The following is a 16494-nucleotide window of genomic DNA, read 5'->3' on the forward strand; positions in this document are numbered from 1 at the left end:
CTGTCCATGAACCCGAACGAGGCGCTGATCGATAGAGACCGTCAGGACCTGGTGACCCGCCAGGTTCTCGATGAATCTCGCCTGATCCGCTTCGTGCCGGCGCCGGACGGCTCGGTGGCCCCCGATCTCGCACGCAAACTGCCCGGCCGCGGTCTCTGGGTCGCGGCCGACCGCGCCTCGATCGAGACGGCGGTGAAGAAAAACCTGTTCGCCCGTTCGGCCAAGGCGCCGCTGAAACCGGCGGCGGACCTGGCCGACATGGTCGAAAAGCTGCTGGTTCGGCGCTGTCTCGACCAGTTGGGTCTTGCCCGACGCGAAGGCGTGCTTATCTCTGGCTTCGAAAAGAGCGCCGCCGCCATTCGTGGCGGTCGGGCGGCCTGGGTCGTCGAGGCGTCGGACGGCGCGGCGGACGGCCGTGGCAAGCTTCTGGCCCTGGCGAAACACCCGTCCCCGGCGCCCAAAATCTGCGGTGCTTTCACGGCGGACGATTTGAGTTTGGCCCTTGGGCTGGAAAATGCGATACACGCCGTCCTGCTGAAGGGCGGGCGAGCTGATCGCTGGACCGTAGAGGTCGAGCGACTGGCGGGATTTCGACCTCTCCGTCCGGAGAGCTGGCGCCGGGTTGGCCCCGGCGACGGCGCTGGGGACGACCGGGGCGAGACCCCGGAACGAGAGCCTGAGGCTTTTGGCGGGCGAGGACCTGTTTCCTGACAAGGAAGCGGGACCACGCCCGGCTATGGGTGTTTGACGAGACGACGGCGGAATTCTCCGCCCCGAGTAAAGCGACCGGATGAGCGACGAAAACGACAAGACCGAAGACGGCAAGACCTCCGCAGACGCGCCTTCTCAAACGGGGCCGCGCGCTCCGCTGAGCCTGAAGCCGCGCGCCGCGGGATCGGTCTCGACCGGCACCGTGAAGCAGAGCTTCAGCCACGGCCGATCCAAGACCGTGGTCGTCGAGACGAAGCGCCGCGCCGGCGCAGTTCCCGGACATCAACGTCCGCAGGGCTTCGACGTCTCACGTCCGCGTGCTGATCAGGGCGGCGCCAACGCGCCGCGATCGAACGCGCCCCGCGGCGGTCCCGCCGGCGGCGGGCTGTCGATCGAGGAACAGGAGGCGCGTCGCCGCGCCATCGCCCTGGCCACGCAGGCGCAAGCCGAGCGGGCCCGCGCCGCCGACGCCGAGAAGGCCGCCCGCGAAGCCGCTCAACGCGATCAGGCCGCCGCCGCCGAGAAGGCCGCCAACGCCGCTCGCGCCGAAGCCGCCGCCGCACAGGCCGCTGCTGACGCCGCCCGCGCCGAGGCTTCCAAGCTGACGGCCGCCGCGCCGCCCGCCGCTTCGGCCAAGCCTGTTCCGCCCAAGGTGGAACTGCCCAAGGTGGAACTGCCGAAGCCGCTCGTGGCCGCCCCGACGCCAGCACCCGCCCCGGCGCCGGCCGCTCCGGCTCCGCGTCCGGCCCCGCCGGCGCGTCCGGTGGTCAACTTCGGCCAGCGCACGCCCAAGATTCCGACCGGCCGCGCGCCGATCGAGCGTCCCGCCTTCGGCGGCCGTTCGGCCCGTGAACAGGCCATGGGCGAGGGCGAACGCCCCGCGTCCGACCGGCCCCAGGTCTCGGACCGTCCGCAAGGCGCTCGCCCCCAGGGCGATCGTCCGCAGGGCGGCCGTCCGGCCGCCAGCCAGACCGTCCGCTATTCGGCGCTGAACCCGAAACCGGCGCCCGGCGCCGCCCGTCCGGGCGCTGCGCGCACCGGTCCCGGCGGTCGTCCCGCCCCGAACGCGCCCCCGGCCACGCCCGACGTGGCGCGTCCCAGCCGCGCGCCGACGACCGGCTTCGGCCGTCCGATCCGTCCCGAGGATGACCGCGACAAGCGTTTCTCCGACGCCGGCAAGGCCGTGTCGCGCACCCGCGGCGAACCCAAGCGCCGCGAAGGCCGCTTGACCATCCAGTCGGTCGCCGGCGACGGCGACACCGCCGAGCGCATGCGCTCGCTGGCCTCGGTCCGCCGGGCTCGTGAACGCGAGAAGGAAAAGCGCAAGGGCGGGTCCACCGACGCGCCGCGCACCGCCCGTGAAGTCGTCGTCCCCGACGTCATCACCGTGCAGGAACTGTCCAACCGGATGGCCGTCCGCGGCGTCGACATCATCAAGTTCCTGATGCGTCAGGGCCTGATGATGAAGATCAACGACGTCATCGACTCGGATACTGCCGAGCTGGTGGCCGACGAGTTCGGCATGACGGTCAAGCGCGTGTCGGAATCCGACGTCGAAACCGGCTTCATCGCCGAGGCCGACGACGAGGGCGCCACCGCCCTGCGTCCGCCGGTCGTGGCCATCATGGGTCACGTCGACCACGGCAAGACCTCGCTGCTTGACGCCCTGCGCACCACGGACGTCGCCGGCGGCGAAGCCGGCGGCATCACCCAGCACATCGGCGCCTATCAGGTGCGTCTGGAAGACGGCCAGCGGGTCACCTTCCTCGACACCCCGGGCCACGCCGCCTTCTCGGCGATGCGGGCGCGCGGCGCCAACGTCACCGACATCGTGGTTCTGGTCGTGGCGGCCGACGACGGCGTCATGCCGCAGACGATCGAAGCCATCCGTCACGCCCGTGCGGCCGGTGCCCCCCTGATCGTCGCGGTCAACAAGATCGACAAGCCCGACGCCAACTCGCTGAAGATCGTCAACGAGCTGCTGCAGCACGAAGTCATCGCGGAAAGCCTGGGCGGCGAAACCCAGATCATCGAGGTGTCGGCCAAGAACCGCATCAACCTCCAGGGTCTGCTCGACGCCATTCTGGTCCAGGCCGAGGTCATGGACCTGCGGGCCAACCCGGACCGTTCGGCCGAAGGCGTGGTCATCGAGGCCAAGCTGGACAAGGGTCGCGGCCCGGTGGCCACCGTCCTGGTCAAGCGCGGCACGCTGAAGCGCGGCGACATCGTCGTGGCCGGCTCCGCCTGGGGCAAGGCGCGCGCGCTGCTGGACGAACGCAACGCCCAACTGACCGAAGCCGGTCCCTCCGTTCCGGTCGAAATCCTCGGCCTGTCGGAAGCGCCGTCGCCGGGTGATGTCTTCGCCGTCGTCGAAAGCGAAGCCCGCGCTCGTGAACTGACCGAGTATCGCGAGCGTGCGCGCCGCGAGAAGAATCAGGTTTCGGGGGGTTCGGCCTCGCTGGTCGACATGATGTCGAAGCTGCAGTCCAAGAAGGTCAACGAACTGCCGGTCCTCATCAAGGCCGACGTTCAGGGCTCGGCCGAGGCCATCGTCGGTTCGCTGGAGAAGATGGGCAACGACGAGGTCCGCGCCCGCACCATCTACTCGGGCGCCGGCGGCATCACCGAAAGCGACGTCAACCTGGCCAAGTCGGCCGGGGCGCCGATCCTCGGCTTCAACGTTCGGGCGTCCAAGCAGGCGCGCGATCTGGCCGAGCGTGAAGGCGTCGAGATCCGCTACTACTCGATCATCTACGACCTGCTGGACGACATGAAGGGCGTGCTCTCGGGCATGCTGCCGCCGCTCCAGCGCGAAACCTTCCTCGGCAACGCCAAGGTGCTGCAGGTCTTCGACATCACCAAGGTCGGCAAGATCGCCGGTTGCCGTGTCGCCGAAGGCGTGGTCCGCAAGGGCGCGCGCGTCCGCATCATCCGCGACGACGTGGTGGTGCTGGAACTGGGCGTGCTCAACACGCTCAAGCGCTTCAAGGACGAGGTCAACGAAGTCCCGTCGGGCCAGGAGTGCGGCATGCAGTTCCAGGGCTTCCAGGACATCAAGGAAGGCGACTACATCGAGTGCTTCACCGTCGAAGAGGTCAAGCGCACCCTCGACTAGGGGATGCTGGACTGACGAAAGCATCAGGGCGCGGTCTCGAAAGGGGCCGCGCCCTTTGTCTTGGGCGCGACGGCGAGAAGGCTTCACCTGGGGCGCGCGGGGTTCTAGGGTCGCGTCGTCGCCGGGGGGCGTTCATAGAGGGTCGCCATGCGCCGCCAACTTCTGATCTCGACCCTTGTCGCCGCATCCGCCGTGGCGGGAACGGCGGCCGCCGACACCCGCTTTCTGGCCTTTGACGCCCGCGACCGCACGACCCAGGCCCTGACGCGCGGCGTGACCCTGGAGATCGAGCGCGGCCTGTTCGGCGCCGTGGCGGTCCGCAACCTGTTTTCCAGCACCTCGCGCGGGTCGGCCAGGTTCGAGCGCGGCGGTCCCGACGCCGTGCGCCGCGCCCTGCCGGCGGGCGCCAGCGAGAGCGGCGTCTATTCCATCGTGCAGGAGGGCGACGGTCGCGGCCTGGCCCGCGCCCTCTGCCCCGGCGCCGACGAAACCTGGCTGGTGATCGGTCGCGTCAAGGCCGGGCGGCCCATGACCATGCAGGCGGTCGGGCGCTGGAGCGACGGCCAGTATCGCCACTGCGTGCAACTGAACTACGACTATCGCGGGGAATGGGCGACCCAGGCCGGCCCCGGGCCGGCGCGGGATGCGCCCGTGGCCTACGGCCCCAACTGACCGGAATGCCCGGCCGGTTTCTGATCGCGGCCCTGATCGGCCTGATCGCCGCCCTGGGGACCCTGACCCGACCGGGCGATCCCGCCCTCTATCCGGCCAGACCTGACCAGGCGAGCGTGACGGTCTATCTGCTCGACAATGGCTTCCACACGGATCTGGCCGCGCCGCGCGCGGCCTTGATGGAAGGAGGAGGGCCGTTGGCGGAGGCCCTGACCACCCTGGCGCCGGGCGACTGGGTCCTGATCGGTTGGGGCGACGCGAGCTTCTATGTCGATCAGAGCCCGATCCAGGGGCGGCTGCTTGACGGGGCGCGGGCCTTCTTCAAGCCCGGCAACGCCTCGGTCGTCATGATGGACCCCCAGGCTGCAGACCCGACAAGGCGATTCAGGCCAGAGGACCGCCAGGCGCTGATGCTGTCATTGGCGGGCATGGCGGCCCTGCGGGCGCGGGTGCAGGCCTCGCTGATGACCGATGAAGCGGGGCGTCCGGCCCCGGCGGCGGCGCGACCCGGCGACGACGCCCGTTTCTTCGCCAGCCGCGAAACCTTCTGGATCGGCCATCTGTGCAATCACTGGACGGCGGAGCTTCTGTCAGCGGCGGGCCTGCCGATCCGGCCCTTCCGAACGGTGACTTCGGGCGAGGTCATGCGGACGGCGGGTCATGCGGCCAAGCTGGACTTGAAGCCCGTCCGCGACTAGACCGCGCCCTTCGCTTTTTCAGCCGGCGTCCGATCCCCGGCGAGCGAACAAGGGAGGCGCGCCATGAGCCGCAAACAACATACCCGCAACGCCACCGGTCCCCAGGGGCCTTCGCAGCGCCAGCTGCGCGCCGGCGAGCTGATCCGTCACGCCCTGGTCGACGTCCTGCGCGAGCACGGCATCCACGACGAGGCCTTGGCCGGCGTGTCGATCACCGTGACCGAGGTGCGGCTGTCGCCCGACCTGAGGCACGCCACCTGTTTCGTCGAGCCCCTGGGCGCCGGCGTGGAAAGCGCCGAGACGGCGGGCCAGGAGTCGGTGATCATCAAGGCGCTGAACACCCACGCCAAATTCCTGCGCGGCCAGCTGGGCCGGCACATCGACATGAAATTCACCCCGGATCTGAAGTTCCGCCACGATGAGAGCTTCGACGCGGCCAACTATATGGATCGTCTGATGAACGATCCGCGCATACGCGCCGATCTGGAACGTCCGGAAAGCGACGACGAAGGCCAAGCTTGATGGCGCGCCGCAAGAAGGGCGAGATCGTCAACGGCTGGGTCTGCCTCGACAAGGCCTATGAGATGGGCTCGACCGAGGCGGTGACCAAGGTCCGTCGCCTGTTCGGCGCCCAGAAGGCGGGTCACGCCGGGACGCTTGACCCTCTGGCCTCGGGCGTCCTGCCCATTGCGCTCGGCGAGGCGACCAAGACCGTCCCCTTCATGATGGAGGCCGAGAAGGTCTATCGCTTCACCATCCACTGGGGCATCTCCACCGACAGCATCGACCGCGAGGGCGAGATCATCGGCCGCTCGGACGTGCGGCCCTCGGTCGAGGCGGTCAAGGCGGCCCTGCCGAGCTTCGTCGGCGAGATCGATCAGGTTCCGCCGCAGTTCTCGGCCATCCGCGTCAATGGCGAGCGCGCCTATGACCTGGCCCGAGACGGGGCCGAGTTCGAGCTGGAAGCCCGCAAGGTGACCATCCACGAGGCGGCGGTGACCGACGCCCCGGACGCCGACCACGTCGAAATCACCATGCGCACGGGCAAGGGCGTCTATGTCCGCTCGCTGGCGCGCGACCTGGCCGCCATGCTGGGCGCCGAGGGGCATGTTTCGGCCCTGCGGCGCGAGCGGGTGGGGCCGTTCTCGACCGAGAACGCCGTCACTCTGGATTTTCTCGTCGATCTGGCGCATAAGGGCGCCGCCTTGGAAGGCTTGCTGCCCGTTTCGACCGCTCTGGACGACATCCCGGATCTGGCCGTCACGGAACAGGACGCCTTCTCGCTGAGGCAGGGACGGCCGATCGTTCTGCTCCCCCGTCAGGTTGAGACCTTGAAGAGCCAGCTTTCAGCCGGTTCGCGCACGGTGTCGGCCTTCGTGGGAGAGACCCTCGTCGCACTCTGCACCATGCGGGCCGGACGGCTAGAACCCGACCGTGTTTTCAATCTCCCCTAGCGCTCGTTTTCGAGCGGCGCGACAGGGCTCCAACATGGAGACTCTCGATGTCGATTACGGCTCAACGCAAGGGCGAAGTCATCGCTGACAACGCCCGTTCGGCTGCAGACACCGGCTCGGCCGAGGTTCAGGTCGCGATCCTTTCGGAACGCATCGCCAACCTGACCGAGCACTTCAAGACCCACAAGAAGGACAACCACTCGCGTCGCGGCCTGCTCAAGATGGTCTCGCAGCGTCGTCGTCTTCTTGACCACCTGACCAAGGTTGATCGTGAGCGTTACACCGCCCTGATCGCCAAGCTGGGCCTGCGTCGCTAAGGCGGCCGACCGGCAGCGGATAGATTTCTCGAGGCGCGGGCGGACACGTCCGCGCCTCGTTCCGCACCTAAGAGCCTTTTCCGAGGCGGACGCGGTCCGCTTCGAGAAGCGCTCGGACCAACGAGCTTCCTGCGCGCCGCAGGTCTTGAAACGGCGCAGACGCGAGGGCCATGAAGGCGGTCCTCACTCCACCCGCCCGGCCGCGAAGCGCCGCCGGGTTCATCGGGAACCGTGGGACGATAAAGCCTGCCGCTCCGCCCCCGCCGGGAATACGCCCGCCGGGATCTGAAAGAAGAAAAATGTTCGATATCAAACGCAAGACGATCGAGTGGGCCGGCCGCCCGCTGACGCTGGAAACCGGCCGCATCGCCCGTCAGGCTGACGGCGCCGTTCTGGCGACCTACGGCGAGACCGTGGTTCTGGCCACCGTCGTCTATGGCCGCCAGCCCAAGCCGGGCCTGGACTTCTTCCCCCTGACCGTCAACTATCAGGAAAAGACGTTCGCCGCCGGCAAGATCCCGGGCGGCTACTTCAAGCGTGAAGGTCGTCCGTCAGAGAAAGAGACCCTGGTCTCGCGCCTGATCGACCGTCCGATCCGCCCCCTGTTCGTCAAGGGCTTCAAGAACGAGACCCAGGTCGTCATCACCGTGCTGCAGCACGATATGGAGAACGACCCGGACATCGTCGGCATGGTCGCCGCCTCGGCCGCCCTGACCATCTCGGGCGTGCCCTTCATGGGTCCGATCGGCGCCGCGCGCGTCGGCCTGATCGACGGCGAGCTGGTGCTGAACCCCGCCATCGACACCCTGGCTGATTCCACGCTCGACCTGGTCGTCGCCGGTACGCAAGACGCCCTGATGATGGTCGAATCCGAAGCCAAGGAGCTGTCGGAAGAGAAGATGCTCGAGGCCCTGATGTTCGCGCATGCGGGCATGCAGCCGGTCATCGACGCCATCATCGAACTGGCCGAACACGCCGCCAAGGAGCCCTTCGACTTCCAGGCTGAAGACCACTCCGACGTCGTCGCCTCGATCAAGTCGCTGGTCGGCGAGGACATCAAGTCCGCCTATGCCCACCCGGGCAAGTATGAGCGCCGCTCGGGCGTCGACGCGGCCAAGAAGACCGCCGCCGCCAAGCTGGTGAAGACCGACGAGAACCCCGAGGGCGTTGACTCGTCCAAGTTCTCGGCCGCCTTCAAGGAATGCGAAGCCGACGTCCTGCGTCGCGACATCATCGAGAACGCCCACCGCGTCGACGGCCGCGCCCTCGACAAGGTCCGCGCCATCGTCTCGGAAGTCGGCGTCCTGCCGCGCACCCACGGTTCGTCGCTGTTCACGCGCGGCGAAACCCAGGCCCTGGTCGTCGCCACGCTCGGCACCGGCGAGGACGAGCAGTACATCGACAGCCTGTCGGGCACGTACAAGGAATCCTTCCTGCTGCACTACAACTTCCCCCCCTATTCGGTGGGTGAAGCGGGCCGCATGGGTTCGCCCGGCCGTCGCGAAATCGGTCACGGCAAGCTGGCCTGGCGCGCGATCCGTCCGATGCTGCCGACCAAGGAAGACTTCCCCTACACCATCCGTCTGGTCTCCGAGATCACCGAGTCCAACGGCTCGTCCTCGATGGCCACGGTCTGCGGTTCGTCGCTGGCTCTGATGGACGCCGGCGTGCCGCTGATCCGTCCGGTCTCGGGCATCGCCATGGGTCTGATCCTGGAGCCGTCGGGCGAGTTCGCCATCCTGTCCGACATCCTGGGCGACGAAGATCACCTGGGCGACATGGACTTCAAGGTCGCGGGCACCTCGGAAGGCATCACCAGCCTTCAGATGGACATCAAGGTCGCCGGCATCACCAAGGAGATCATGGAACAGGCCCTGACGCAGGCCTCGGCCGGCCGCCTCCACATCCTCGACGAAATGTCGAAGGCCATGGACGCGCCGCGCGCCGAGCTGGGCGAGCACGCGCCCAAGATCGAAACCATCAAGATCCCGGTCGACAAGATCCGTGAAGTGATCGGTTCGGGCGGCAAGGTCATCCGCGAGATCGTCGAGAAGACCGGCGCCAAGATCGACATCGGCGATGACGGCACCATCAAGGTCGCCGCCAACGACCAGGAGAAGATCGACGCCGCCAAGGCCTGGATCCAGTCCATCGCCTCGGAACCCGAGCTGGGCATGATCTACTCCGGCAAGGTCGTGAAGGTCGTCGACTTCGGCGCCTTCGTGAACTTCTTCGGCGCCAAGGACGGCCTGGTCCACGTGTCCCAGATCGCTCTGGAACGCGTCGCCAACCCGGCCGACGTGCTGTCGGAAGGCCAGGAGGTCAAGGTCAAGTTCCTGGGCTTCGATGATCGCGGCAAGACCAAGCTGTCGATGAAGGTCGTCGATCAGGAAACCGGCGAAGACATCACCGACAAGATCAACGCCGAGCGCGCTGAACGCGGTGAGCCGGCTCTGTCGGACGACACCGGCGGCCGTCCCAAGCGTGAAGGCGACCGCAACGGCGGCGACCGCGGCCGTCGCCGTCGCGACTAGGCCTCGACCTTACGGTTGAACTGAAGAAGGCCCCGCTGGAAACAGCGGGGCCTTTGTCGTTTGACGGTTCTGCCGGTATCTGTGGCGCATGACGCAGGATGAAGACGGGCGAGACGCCGGATCGGACGACTACAGCCGGGGCAAGGGCGGTCAGGCCCTGGGCGCGCGACTTCGCCGCCTGTCGGAGCGGATCGACAGCGACGGCACGCGCATCTACGCCGCTCGGGGCGTGGTGTTCGAACAGCGCTGGTTCGGCGTGCTGAACCAGATGATCCTCAAGGGGCCCACCACGGTCGGCGAGATCGCAGCGGCCTTGCAGATCACCCACGTCTCGGTCAGCCAGTCGTGCCGCTCGTTGCAAAAGGCGGGGATCATCCGCTCGGCCCCCGACCCGGTCGACGCTCGGCGACGCACCCTGTCCCTGACCCCGGCCGGCGACGCCCTGGTCGAACGGCTGACGCCGCTGTGGGAGGCCTTCAACGCTGCAGCGGCGGAGCTCAACGAAGAGGCCGGCAATGTCGTGGCGCTGCTCGACCGGCTCGACGACGCCCTTGCGCGAAAATCCATGTTCGAGCGCATCAGCGAGCGCATTGACGGCCGTTCTTCCAACAGAAGTTGACGAACTATGTAGCTGCCTACATATTTCTCGTTGCGGACGAACCGCGTGTGAATGAGGCGAGCTTCATGACCTGGACCACCCACCGACGCGCCTTCCTTGCGGCCTCCGCTGCTGTGGCGCTTGCGCCCAGCGTCGCGCGCGCCGCGCAGGCAGCGCCAACCGGGAATGACGAGATCGCGCGCCTCTATCGCAGCGCCATGGTCATCGACGGCAACCTGGTCGGCCCGTTCGACGATGCGGCTCCGCTGGACCGCGCCACGGCGGATCAGGTGCTAAGCTCGGGCCTGACCGCCTTCAAGATGAGCATCGGCGGATCGTCCGGCGAGTTCGATGCGGTCAACAGCGACATCGCCGCCTTCGACAAGGCGATCGCGCTCAGCCCGGACGTCTACATGAAGATCGCGACGGCCGAGGACCTGCTGGTCGCCAAGCGAACCCGACGGGTCGGCGTCATCTATTCTTTCGAGGACGCAGGCATGTTGGACGGCAAGCCGGCCAATATCGACCACTTCAGCGCCCTGGGCGTGCGGGTCATGCAACTGGGCTACAATGGCGTCTCGCCCTTCGCTTCAGGCGTCATGGCGCCTCAGCCCTCGGCCGGTCTGACCCCCCTGGGACATGAGGCGGTCGGCCGCATGAACGCCTGCGGCGTGACGCTGGACCTCAGCCATGCCGACGAACGTTCCAGCCTGGAGGCCGTGGCCGCCTCGACCCGCCCGGTCGCCATCACCCACGCCGGTTGCCACTCGGCCTACGCCCATCCCCGCAACAAGAGCGACGCTGTGCTGCGCGCCGTGGCCGAAAGCGGCGGCGTGGTCGGCATCTATGGGCTCAGCTACATCAGCGCCGGCCCCGAACAGCAGTCGCTGGACGACTACATGGCCCACATGCTGCACGCCCTGTCGGTGTGCGGCGAGGATCATGTCGGCATCGGCAGCGACGCCATTCTGACCCCGTTCGACACCTCGCCCGAGAGCATGGCCGAATGGGACGCCTCGATCGCCGCCCGCAAGGCCGCCGGGGTGTCCGCGCCCGGCGAAGGTCGTCCGCCGTTCGTCACCGGCCTGAACAGGGCCGACCGGCCCGCGGTCATCGCCCGCGCCCTGCTGGAGCGTGGCCAGCCCGTGCGGGTCGTTGAAAAAGTGCTCGGCGCCAACTTCCAGCGGGTCTTCTCCGAGACCTGGCGAGCTTAGGCCGCGCATTCCTTCGGCTTGGTCTCGTCCGGGCCGTACATGGCGCAGGATCGGTCGATCTCGCCCTGGATCATGGCGCAGGGGTTGGCGACGTTGCAGGGCGGGCGGGTGGCGGGGCTGACCTGGATGCAGCGTTCGACCAGACGTTTTGCGCGGGCCTCGCCGATCTCGGCAAGGCAGGAGCCAGGCTCGCCCGCAGGTTCGGCGGCGGGTTCGGAGACGACAGGCTCTGGCTTGAGTTCGGTCTTGGGCTTGGGCGGCGCGGCCGGGGCGGGCGCCGGCGTCGGCTCGGCCGTGTAGGGCACAGCGTCGATCGGCTCTTGCGACAACTTGGCGTCGGCGCCTGCGCTCGAGGTATCGGCGGGGGCAGGCTGCGGCTGGCCGCACCCGGCCAGAGCGAGCGACAGGGCCAGAAGGGAGGCGGCGAGGGCGGGGCGCTTCATGGGGGGCATGGGGCGGGGGTCTCCGTTCGCAGAAGGCCCCACCATGCCTTGATCGGCCCTCGCGGCCTAGTCCTTGGTTAGCGTCCCGGCCTACTTGCCGAGCGCCGCGCGTTGCAGGGCGAACAGGTCGGCGCAGCCGATCTCGGCAAGTTGGAACAGGCGGTCGAACTCGGGCCGGCTGAAGCCGCGCTTCTCGCCCGTGGCCTGGATTTCGACGATGCCGCCGGCGCCGGTCAGGACGAAGTTGCTGTCGGCCTCGGCGGTGGAGTCTTCCTCATAGTCGAGGTCCAGCACCGGCAGGTCGTTGAAGATGCCGCAGGATACGGCCGCCACCTGATCAAGGACGGGGTTGGTCTTCAGCACGCCCTCGTCGGTCAGATAGTTGAGGGCCGCCGACATGGCGACCCAGGCGCCCGTGATCGAGGCTGTGCGGGTGCCGCCGTCGGCCTGGATGACGTCGCAGTCGATCAGGACCTGACGCTCGCCGAGCGCCTTCAGGTCCACCACAGCGCGGAGAGAACGGCCGATCAGGCGCTGGATTTCCTGGGTGCGGCCCGACTGCTTGCCGGCGGCGGCTTCACGACGACCGCGCGTGTGGGTGGCGCGGGGCAGCATGCCGTATTCGGCCGTTACCCAGCCCTGGCCGGTGTTGCGCATCCAGCCCGGCACCTTTTCCTCGATGGAGGCGGTGCACAGGACCTTGGTGTGGCCGAACGAGACCAGGCACGAGCCCTCCGCGTAGCGGTTGACGCCGGTTTCCAGCGTGACGGCGCGGAGTTGTTCGGGGGTGCGTTCAGACGGGCGCATGGGATTTCCTTGGAACCTGAGTGGCGCGTGCTTATCCTGAAACGGTGAGCCTGTATGCCCCCCACCCGTCGCCGTTCGGAAGCGCCCCCGCCGGGTTGGGGACGCTGGACGCCCGTGCGCGCGATATCTTCCGTCGCATCGTCGAGACCTATCTGGAAACGGGCGAGCCGGTCGGATCGCGCACCATCTCGCGTGGGGGGCTGGCGCTGTCGCCCGCGTCGATCCGCAACACCATGCAGGACCTGACGATGGCGGGCCTGCTGGCCTCGCCGCACACCTCGTCCGGACGGGTGCCGACCCATGCAGGTCTGCGCCTGTTCGTCGACGGCCTGCTGGAGGTCGGCGACATCGGTCAGGACGAGCGACGCGAGATCGACGCGCGTCTGGCCGGCAAGGGGCGGAATTTCGAAGAGGCGCTGGACGCCGCCACCAACCTGCTTTCCGGCCTGGCCGGCGGGGCGGGCATCGTCGCCAGCCCGGTGCGAGACGCAGGCGTCAAGCACGTCGAGTTCGTGGCCCTGGGCCATGATCAGGCCCTGGCGGTTCTGGTCGGCGACGACGGCACCATCGAGAACCGGCTGATGCCCCTGTTGGCGGGGGTGACGCCCTCGACCCTGACCGAGGCCTCCAACTTCCTCAACGCCCGGCTGAAGGGCCGCCCCCTGGCCGAGGCGCGCACCGAGATGAGCGCCGAGCTGGACGCCGCCCGGCGCGAGCTGAACGTGGCCGCCGCCCGTCTGGTCGAGGACGGTCTGGCCGCCTGGTCCGGCGGGGGCGAGCGTGATCGCGCCCTGATCGTGCGCGGCCGGGCCAACCTGTTGCAGGACGCCCAGGCCGTTGAGGATCTGGAGCGGGTCCGCGTCCTGTTCGACGATCTGGAGCAGAAGGAACAGTTGATCGGCCTGCTCGACGGGGTCGGCGCGGCCCAGGGGGTGCGCATCTTCATCGGCGCCGAAACACGCTTGTTTTCGCTTTCGGGTTCCGCCGTGATCGCGGCGCCCTATATGACGGGTCGGCAGCGGATGCTGGGCGCCATCGGCGTCATCGGCCCTGCAAGACTGAACTATGCCCGTGTCATACCGTTGGTGGACTATACCGCCCGGGTGCTGGGCCGGATTCTGGACGGACAAGAGACGTGAACGACATCAACGACGAGACCCGGGACCAACTCGAGCAGGACATGGGAGAGGCCGCCATCGACGCCACAGTTGAAGGCGCGGACGACGGCGACATGGCCGTGGTCGACGCCCTGATCGCCGAGCGCGACCAGTGGAAGGACCGCGCCCTGCGCGCCGTGGCCGACGCCGAGAACACCAAACGCCGCGCCGAGACCCAGGCCAACGACGCCCGCGCCTACGCCATCCAGCGCTTCGCCAAGGACCTGCTGGGCGTGGCCGACACCCTGGAGCGCGGACTGATGTCGGCTCCCAAGGTGCTGGAGACTGCTGAGGCCGACAGCGCTGCGGCGGCCATGGTCACCGGCCTGGAGCTGACGCAGAAATCCCTGCTGTCGGCCTTTGAATCCAACGGCCTGACGCGCGTCGCGCCCGAGCCGGGCGAGGCTTTCGATCCCCATCTGCATCAGGCTGTGATGGAGCAGCCGTCGGACAGCGTGCCGGGCGGCACGGTGATCCAGACCCTGCAGCCCGGCTACGCCCTGTTCGGCCGCACCGTGCGCGCCGCCATGGTGGCGGTCGCGGCCAAGGGCTCGGGCCCGGCCTCGGGCGGCGCCTATTCGGAAGCCAATACGACCGGCGGGAATTTCGACGCCAAGGCGTGAGCTTCGGTTGATTGAGAACGGGAAGGCCCGGAGCAGACGCTCCGGGCCTTTTTCATTTCGGCGGTTCCCAAACCCCGCTCACCCCGGCGGACGCCGGGGTCCAGTTCTTTGGCTTCAATCTGTGTGCGTGGCTCTCACTGGATCCCGGCGTCCGCCGGGATGAGCGGTAGAGGTCAGTGCTTCAGCTTCTGCTCGAACAGGGCCAGCAACCTTGCCCAGCCGTCCTTCGCGTCCGCCTCGCGGTAGCTGGCGCGGTAGTCGGCGTGGAAGCCGTGCGGGGCGTCAGGATAGAGGATGATCTGGCTGTCGGTCTTGCCGGCGGCGGCGAGGGCGTCATTCGTCGCCTTGACCGTGTCGTTGGGGATCCCGCCGTCCTGTCCGCCATAGAGACCCAGGACCGGGGCCTTGAGGTCGGCGGCCAGATTGGCGGGCCAGGGGCGTCCGGCGGCGGCCTGCGCTTCGGTGGCCGTGGCGGCGGGGGCCAGACGGCCGTACCAGGCGACCCCGGCGTCCAGCGCGGGGAAGCGGGCCACGGCCTGCCACACCACCTTGCCGCCCCAGCAGAAGCCGGTGATCCCGACCTTGCCCGCATTGGCCCAGGACTGAAGGCCGATCCATTCCAGCGCAGCGGCTACGTCGCCCATGACCTGTTCGTAGCCCGCGGTCGCGACGATCTGCTGGATGCGCGCCATGTCGCTGAGCGGGGCTGGGTCTTCCTCACGCACGAAGAAGGCGGGGGCGATGGCGGCGTAGCCGGCCTTGGCCAGGCGGCGGCAGACGTCGCGGATGTATTCGTGCACGCCGAAGATCTCGGACACGACGATGACGACGGGGAAGGGGCCCTCGCCCTCGGGCCGGGCGACGTAGGCGGGCAGGTCGAAGCCGTCGGGCGCGGGCCAGGAGACGGTCGCGGTGGTCAGGCCGGCGCTGTCGGTGGTGATGGGACTGGCCGCCTGGCTCAGGGCGGCCGGAGCATAGGCCGCGAAGGCGACGCCGCCGAGGGTCGCCATGCCCAGGCTGCGGCGGCTGGGAGCGATCTGGTCGGCGCTCAGGCCCTCGGGCCGGGTGATCAGGGTCATCGCGGGTCTCCGGTGCGCGTCAAAATGAGGTGGGGAATGTGACCCGGCTTTGACGTCGTCGTCGAGTCCTGATCAGCGGGCACGCCTCAGCGTCAGATTGATCCGCCCGCCGCCGGGAACCAGTTGCGACGACCCCGCCAGCAACCGGTCGATCCCGTGCCGCGCCAGTCGGGCCGGCCCCGTCAGGGCGCAGACGTCGCCCGAGGCCAGCTTCAGGCTCTGGGTCCGGCCGCCCTCGGCGGGACCGATGCGGAACACCGCGGTATCGCCCAGCGACACCGACAGGACCGGCGCGTGCAGGTCGGCCTCGTCCCGGTCCTGATGCAGGCCCATCTTCGCCTGGTGGCGATAGAGGTTCACCAGACAGGCGTCGGGCGGTTGGGGCCAGCCGGTCAGGGCGTCCCAGAGGTCGAGCAGGGTCTGCGGCATCGGCGGCCAGGAATGGTCGGTGATCGGATGGGTCGGCTGATAGCGATATCCCGCCCGGTCCGAGACCCAGGCCAACGGCCCCATCCCCGTCATCTCGACGGAAAAGGGCCGACCGCCGGGTGTGACAGGGCGATAGAAGGGCGCGGTTTGCGCCGCCGCCAGCACCTCGGCCAGCAGGGCCTGTTGGGCTTCTGCGTCCAGTGCGTTGGGCCACAGGCGAAAGCCGGGCAGGCCGGTCGGGGTTTCGCGAGGCGAGGGCATGCTCACCATTTAAGACCCTTCTCCCAATGGGAGAAGGTGGCCCGAAGGGCCGGATGAGGGTTGAGGGCGTCCGTCGGCGCAAGCCGTCGCAGAGCAATACGGCTGACGCCGACTGACATCTTAGCCCCTCACCCTTTCGCCTTGCGGATCGCCTTCGGCTCTCCGAGGCTCAAGCCCTCTCCCAACGGAGAGGGTTGGATAGGGAAACGGCGCCGAATCCGCCCCGAACCGCACGAAACCCTTGCAGCCCCTGCGGTCTTTCCCATATCCGGGCCTGTCCGGAAGAAACCCCGAAATTCTTGGGGCTTTCGACCGAAACCATTCAACCCGCCCGACCGGATGTCCGGGACGGCTTTCAGCCCAACTGGGGGCGGTCACGCGC

16 protein-coding genes are annotated in these 16494 nt (G+C 68.4%); 12 read left to right on the forward strand and 4 right to left on the reverse strand.

What is annotated here, in order from left to right:
* Positions 1 to 6: 6 nt before the first annotated feature.
* The 10 genes from ACOZBP_RS07350 (at position 7) to ACOZBP_RS07395 (ending at position 11313) form a co-directional block, all read left to right on the forward strand.
* Positions 7 to 711, forward strand: a complete 705-nt coding sequence (locus ACOZBP_RS07350; RefSeq protein WP_422675748.1) for an RNA-binding protein — start codon at positions 7 to 9, stop codon at positions 709 to 711.
* A 79-nt stretch (positions 712 to 790) separates the two neighbouring features.
* A complete protein-coding gene (gene infB, locus ACOZBP_RS07355; RefSeq protein WP_422675749.1) occupies positions 791 to 3826 on the forward strand; it encodes a translation initiation factor IF-2 in 3036 nt (1011 codons plus the stop codon).
* Positions 3827 to 3973: 147 nt separating this feature from the next.
* Positions 3974 to 4498, forward strand: a complete 525-nt coding sequence (locus tag ACOZBP_RS07360) for a hypothetical protein (protein WP_422675750.1) — start codon at positions 3974 to 3976, stop codon at positions 4496 to 4498.
* A 5-nt stretch (positions 4499 to 4503) separates the two neighbouring features.
* On the forward strand, positions 4504 to 5196 hold the full coding sequence (locus tag ACOZBP_RS07365; protein ID WP_422675751.1) for a DUF2459 domain-containing protein: 693 nt from the start codon (positions 4504 to 4506) through the stop codon (positions 5194 to 5196).
* 63 nt (positions 5197 to 5259) lie between these two features.
* Positions 5260 to 5718: a 30S ribosome-binding factor RbfA gene (rbfA, locus tag ACOZBP_RS07370; protein ID WP_422675752.1), complete on the forward strand. Its 459-nt coding sequence runs from the start codon at positions 5260 to 5262 to the stop codon at positions 5716 to 5718.
* On the forward strand, positions 5718 to 6650 hold the full coding sequence (gene truB, locus ACOZBP_RS07375; RefSeq protein WP_422675753.1) for a tRNA pseudouridine(55) synthase TruB: 933 nt from the start codon (positions 5718 to 5720) through the stop codon (positions 6648 to 6650). Before rbfA ends, truB begins: the two co-directional genes overlap by 1 nt.
* Positions 6651 to 6697: 47 nt before the next feature.
* Positions 6698 to 6967, forward strand: a complete 270-nt coding sequence (gene rpsO, locus ACOZBP_RS07380; protein ID WP_422675754.1) for a 30S ribosomal protein S15 — start codon at positions 6698 to 6700, stop codon at positions 6965 to 6967.
* A 299-nt stretch (positions 6968 to 7266) separates the two neighbouring features.
* Positions 7267 to 9501, forward strand: a complete 2235-nt coding sequence (gene pnp / locus ACOZBP_RS07385; protein ID WP_422675755.1) for a polyribonucleotide nucleotidyltransferase — start codon at positions 7267 to 7269, stop codon at positions 9499 to 9501.
* A gap of 88 nt (positions 9502 to 9589) precedes the next feature.
* Complete coding sequence (locus tag ACOZBP_RS07390; protein WP_422675756.1) at positions 9590 to 10120, forward strand: MarR family winged helix-turn-helix transcriptional regulator; 531 nt, start codon at positions 9590 to 9592, stop codon at positions 10118 to 10120.
* 65 nt (positions 10121 to 10185) lie between these two features.
* Complete coding sequence (locus ACOZBP_RS07395) at positions 10186 to 11313, forward strand: dipeptidase (RefSeq protein WP_422675757.1); 1128 nt, start codon at positions 10186 to 10188, stop codon at positions 11311 to 11313.
* Here the strand turns inward: ACOZBP_RS07395 and ACOZBP_RS07400 are convergent.
* On the reverse strand, positions 11310 to 11765 hold the full coding sequence (locus tag ACOZBP_RS07400; protein WP_422675758.1) for a hypothetical protein: 456 nt from the start codon (positions 11763 to 11765) through the stop codon (positions 11310 to 11312). The genes ACOZBP_RS07395 and ACOZBP_RS07400 overlap by 4 nt on opposite strands.
* Before the next feature lie 81 nt (positions 11766 to 11846).
* Positions 11847 to 12563, reverse strand: a complete 717-nt coding sequence (gene rph, locus ACOZBP_RS07405; protein ID WP_422675759.1) for a ribonuclease PH — start codon at positions 12561 to 12563, stop codon at positions 11847 to 11849.
* Between the two features lie 50 nt (positions 12564 to 12613).
* Here rph and hrcA point away from each other — a divergent pair, with 50 nt between their 5' ends.
* Together hrcA and grpE are read left to right on the forward strand one after the other, a co-directional pair.
* Positions 12614 to 13702 carry a heat-inducible transcriptional repressor HrcA gene (hrcA, locus tag ACOZBP_RS07410; RefSeq protein ID WP_422675914.1) on the forward strand — a complete coding sequence of 363 codons (1089 nt, stop codon included), beginning with the start codon at positions 12614 to 12616 and terminating at the stop codon, positions 13700 to 13702.
* Entirely contained in the window at positions 13699 to 14343 is a 645-nt protein-coding gene (gene grpE / locus ACOZBP_RS07415) for a nucleotide exchange factor GrpE (protein WP_422675760.1), read from the forward strand. Before hrcA ends, grpE begins: the two co-directional genes overlap by 4 nt.
* Positions 14344 to 14516: 173 nt before the next feature.
* Here the strand turns inward: grpE and ACOZBP_RS07420 are convergent, their stop codons facing one another.
* Both ACOZBP_RS07420 and ACOZBP_RS07425 read right to left on the reverse strand, forming a co-directional pair.
* On the reverse strand, positions 14517 to 15422 hold the full coding sequence (locus ACOZBP_RS07420) for a dienelactone hydrolase family protein (RefSeq protein ID WP_422675761.1): 906 nt from the start codon (positions 15420 to 15422) through the stop codon (positions 14517 to 14519).
* Between the two features lie 72 nt (positions 15423 to 15494).
* Positions 15495 to 16121, reverse strand: a complete 627-nt coding sequence (locus ACOZBP_RS07425) for an alpha-ketoglutarate-dependent dioxygenase AlkB family protein (protein ID WP_422675762.1) — start codon at positions 16119 to 16121, stop codon at positions 15495 to 15497.
* Between the last annotated feature and the right edge of the window lie 373 nt (positions 16122 to 16494).

It is taken from the genome of Brevundimonas sp. NPDC058933 (assembly GCF_049315965.1).
Classification (GTDB): Bacteria; Pseudomonadota; Alphaproteobacteria; order Caulobacterales; family Caulobacteraceae; genus Brevundimonas.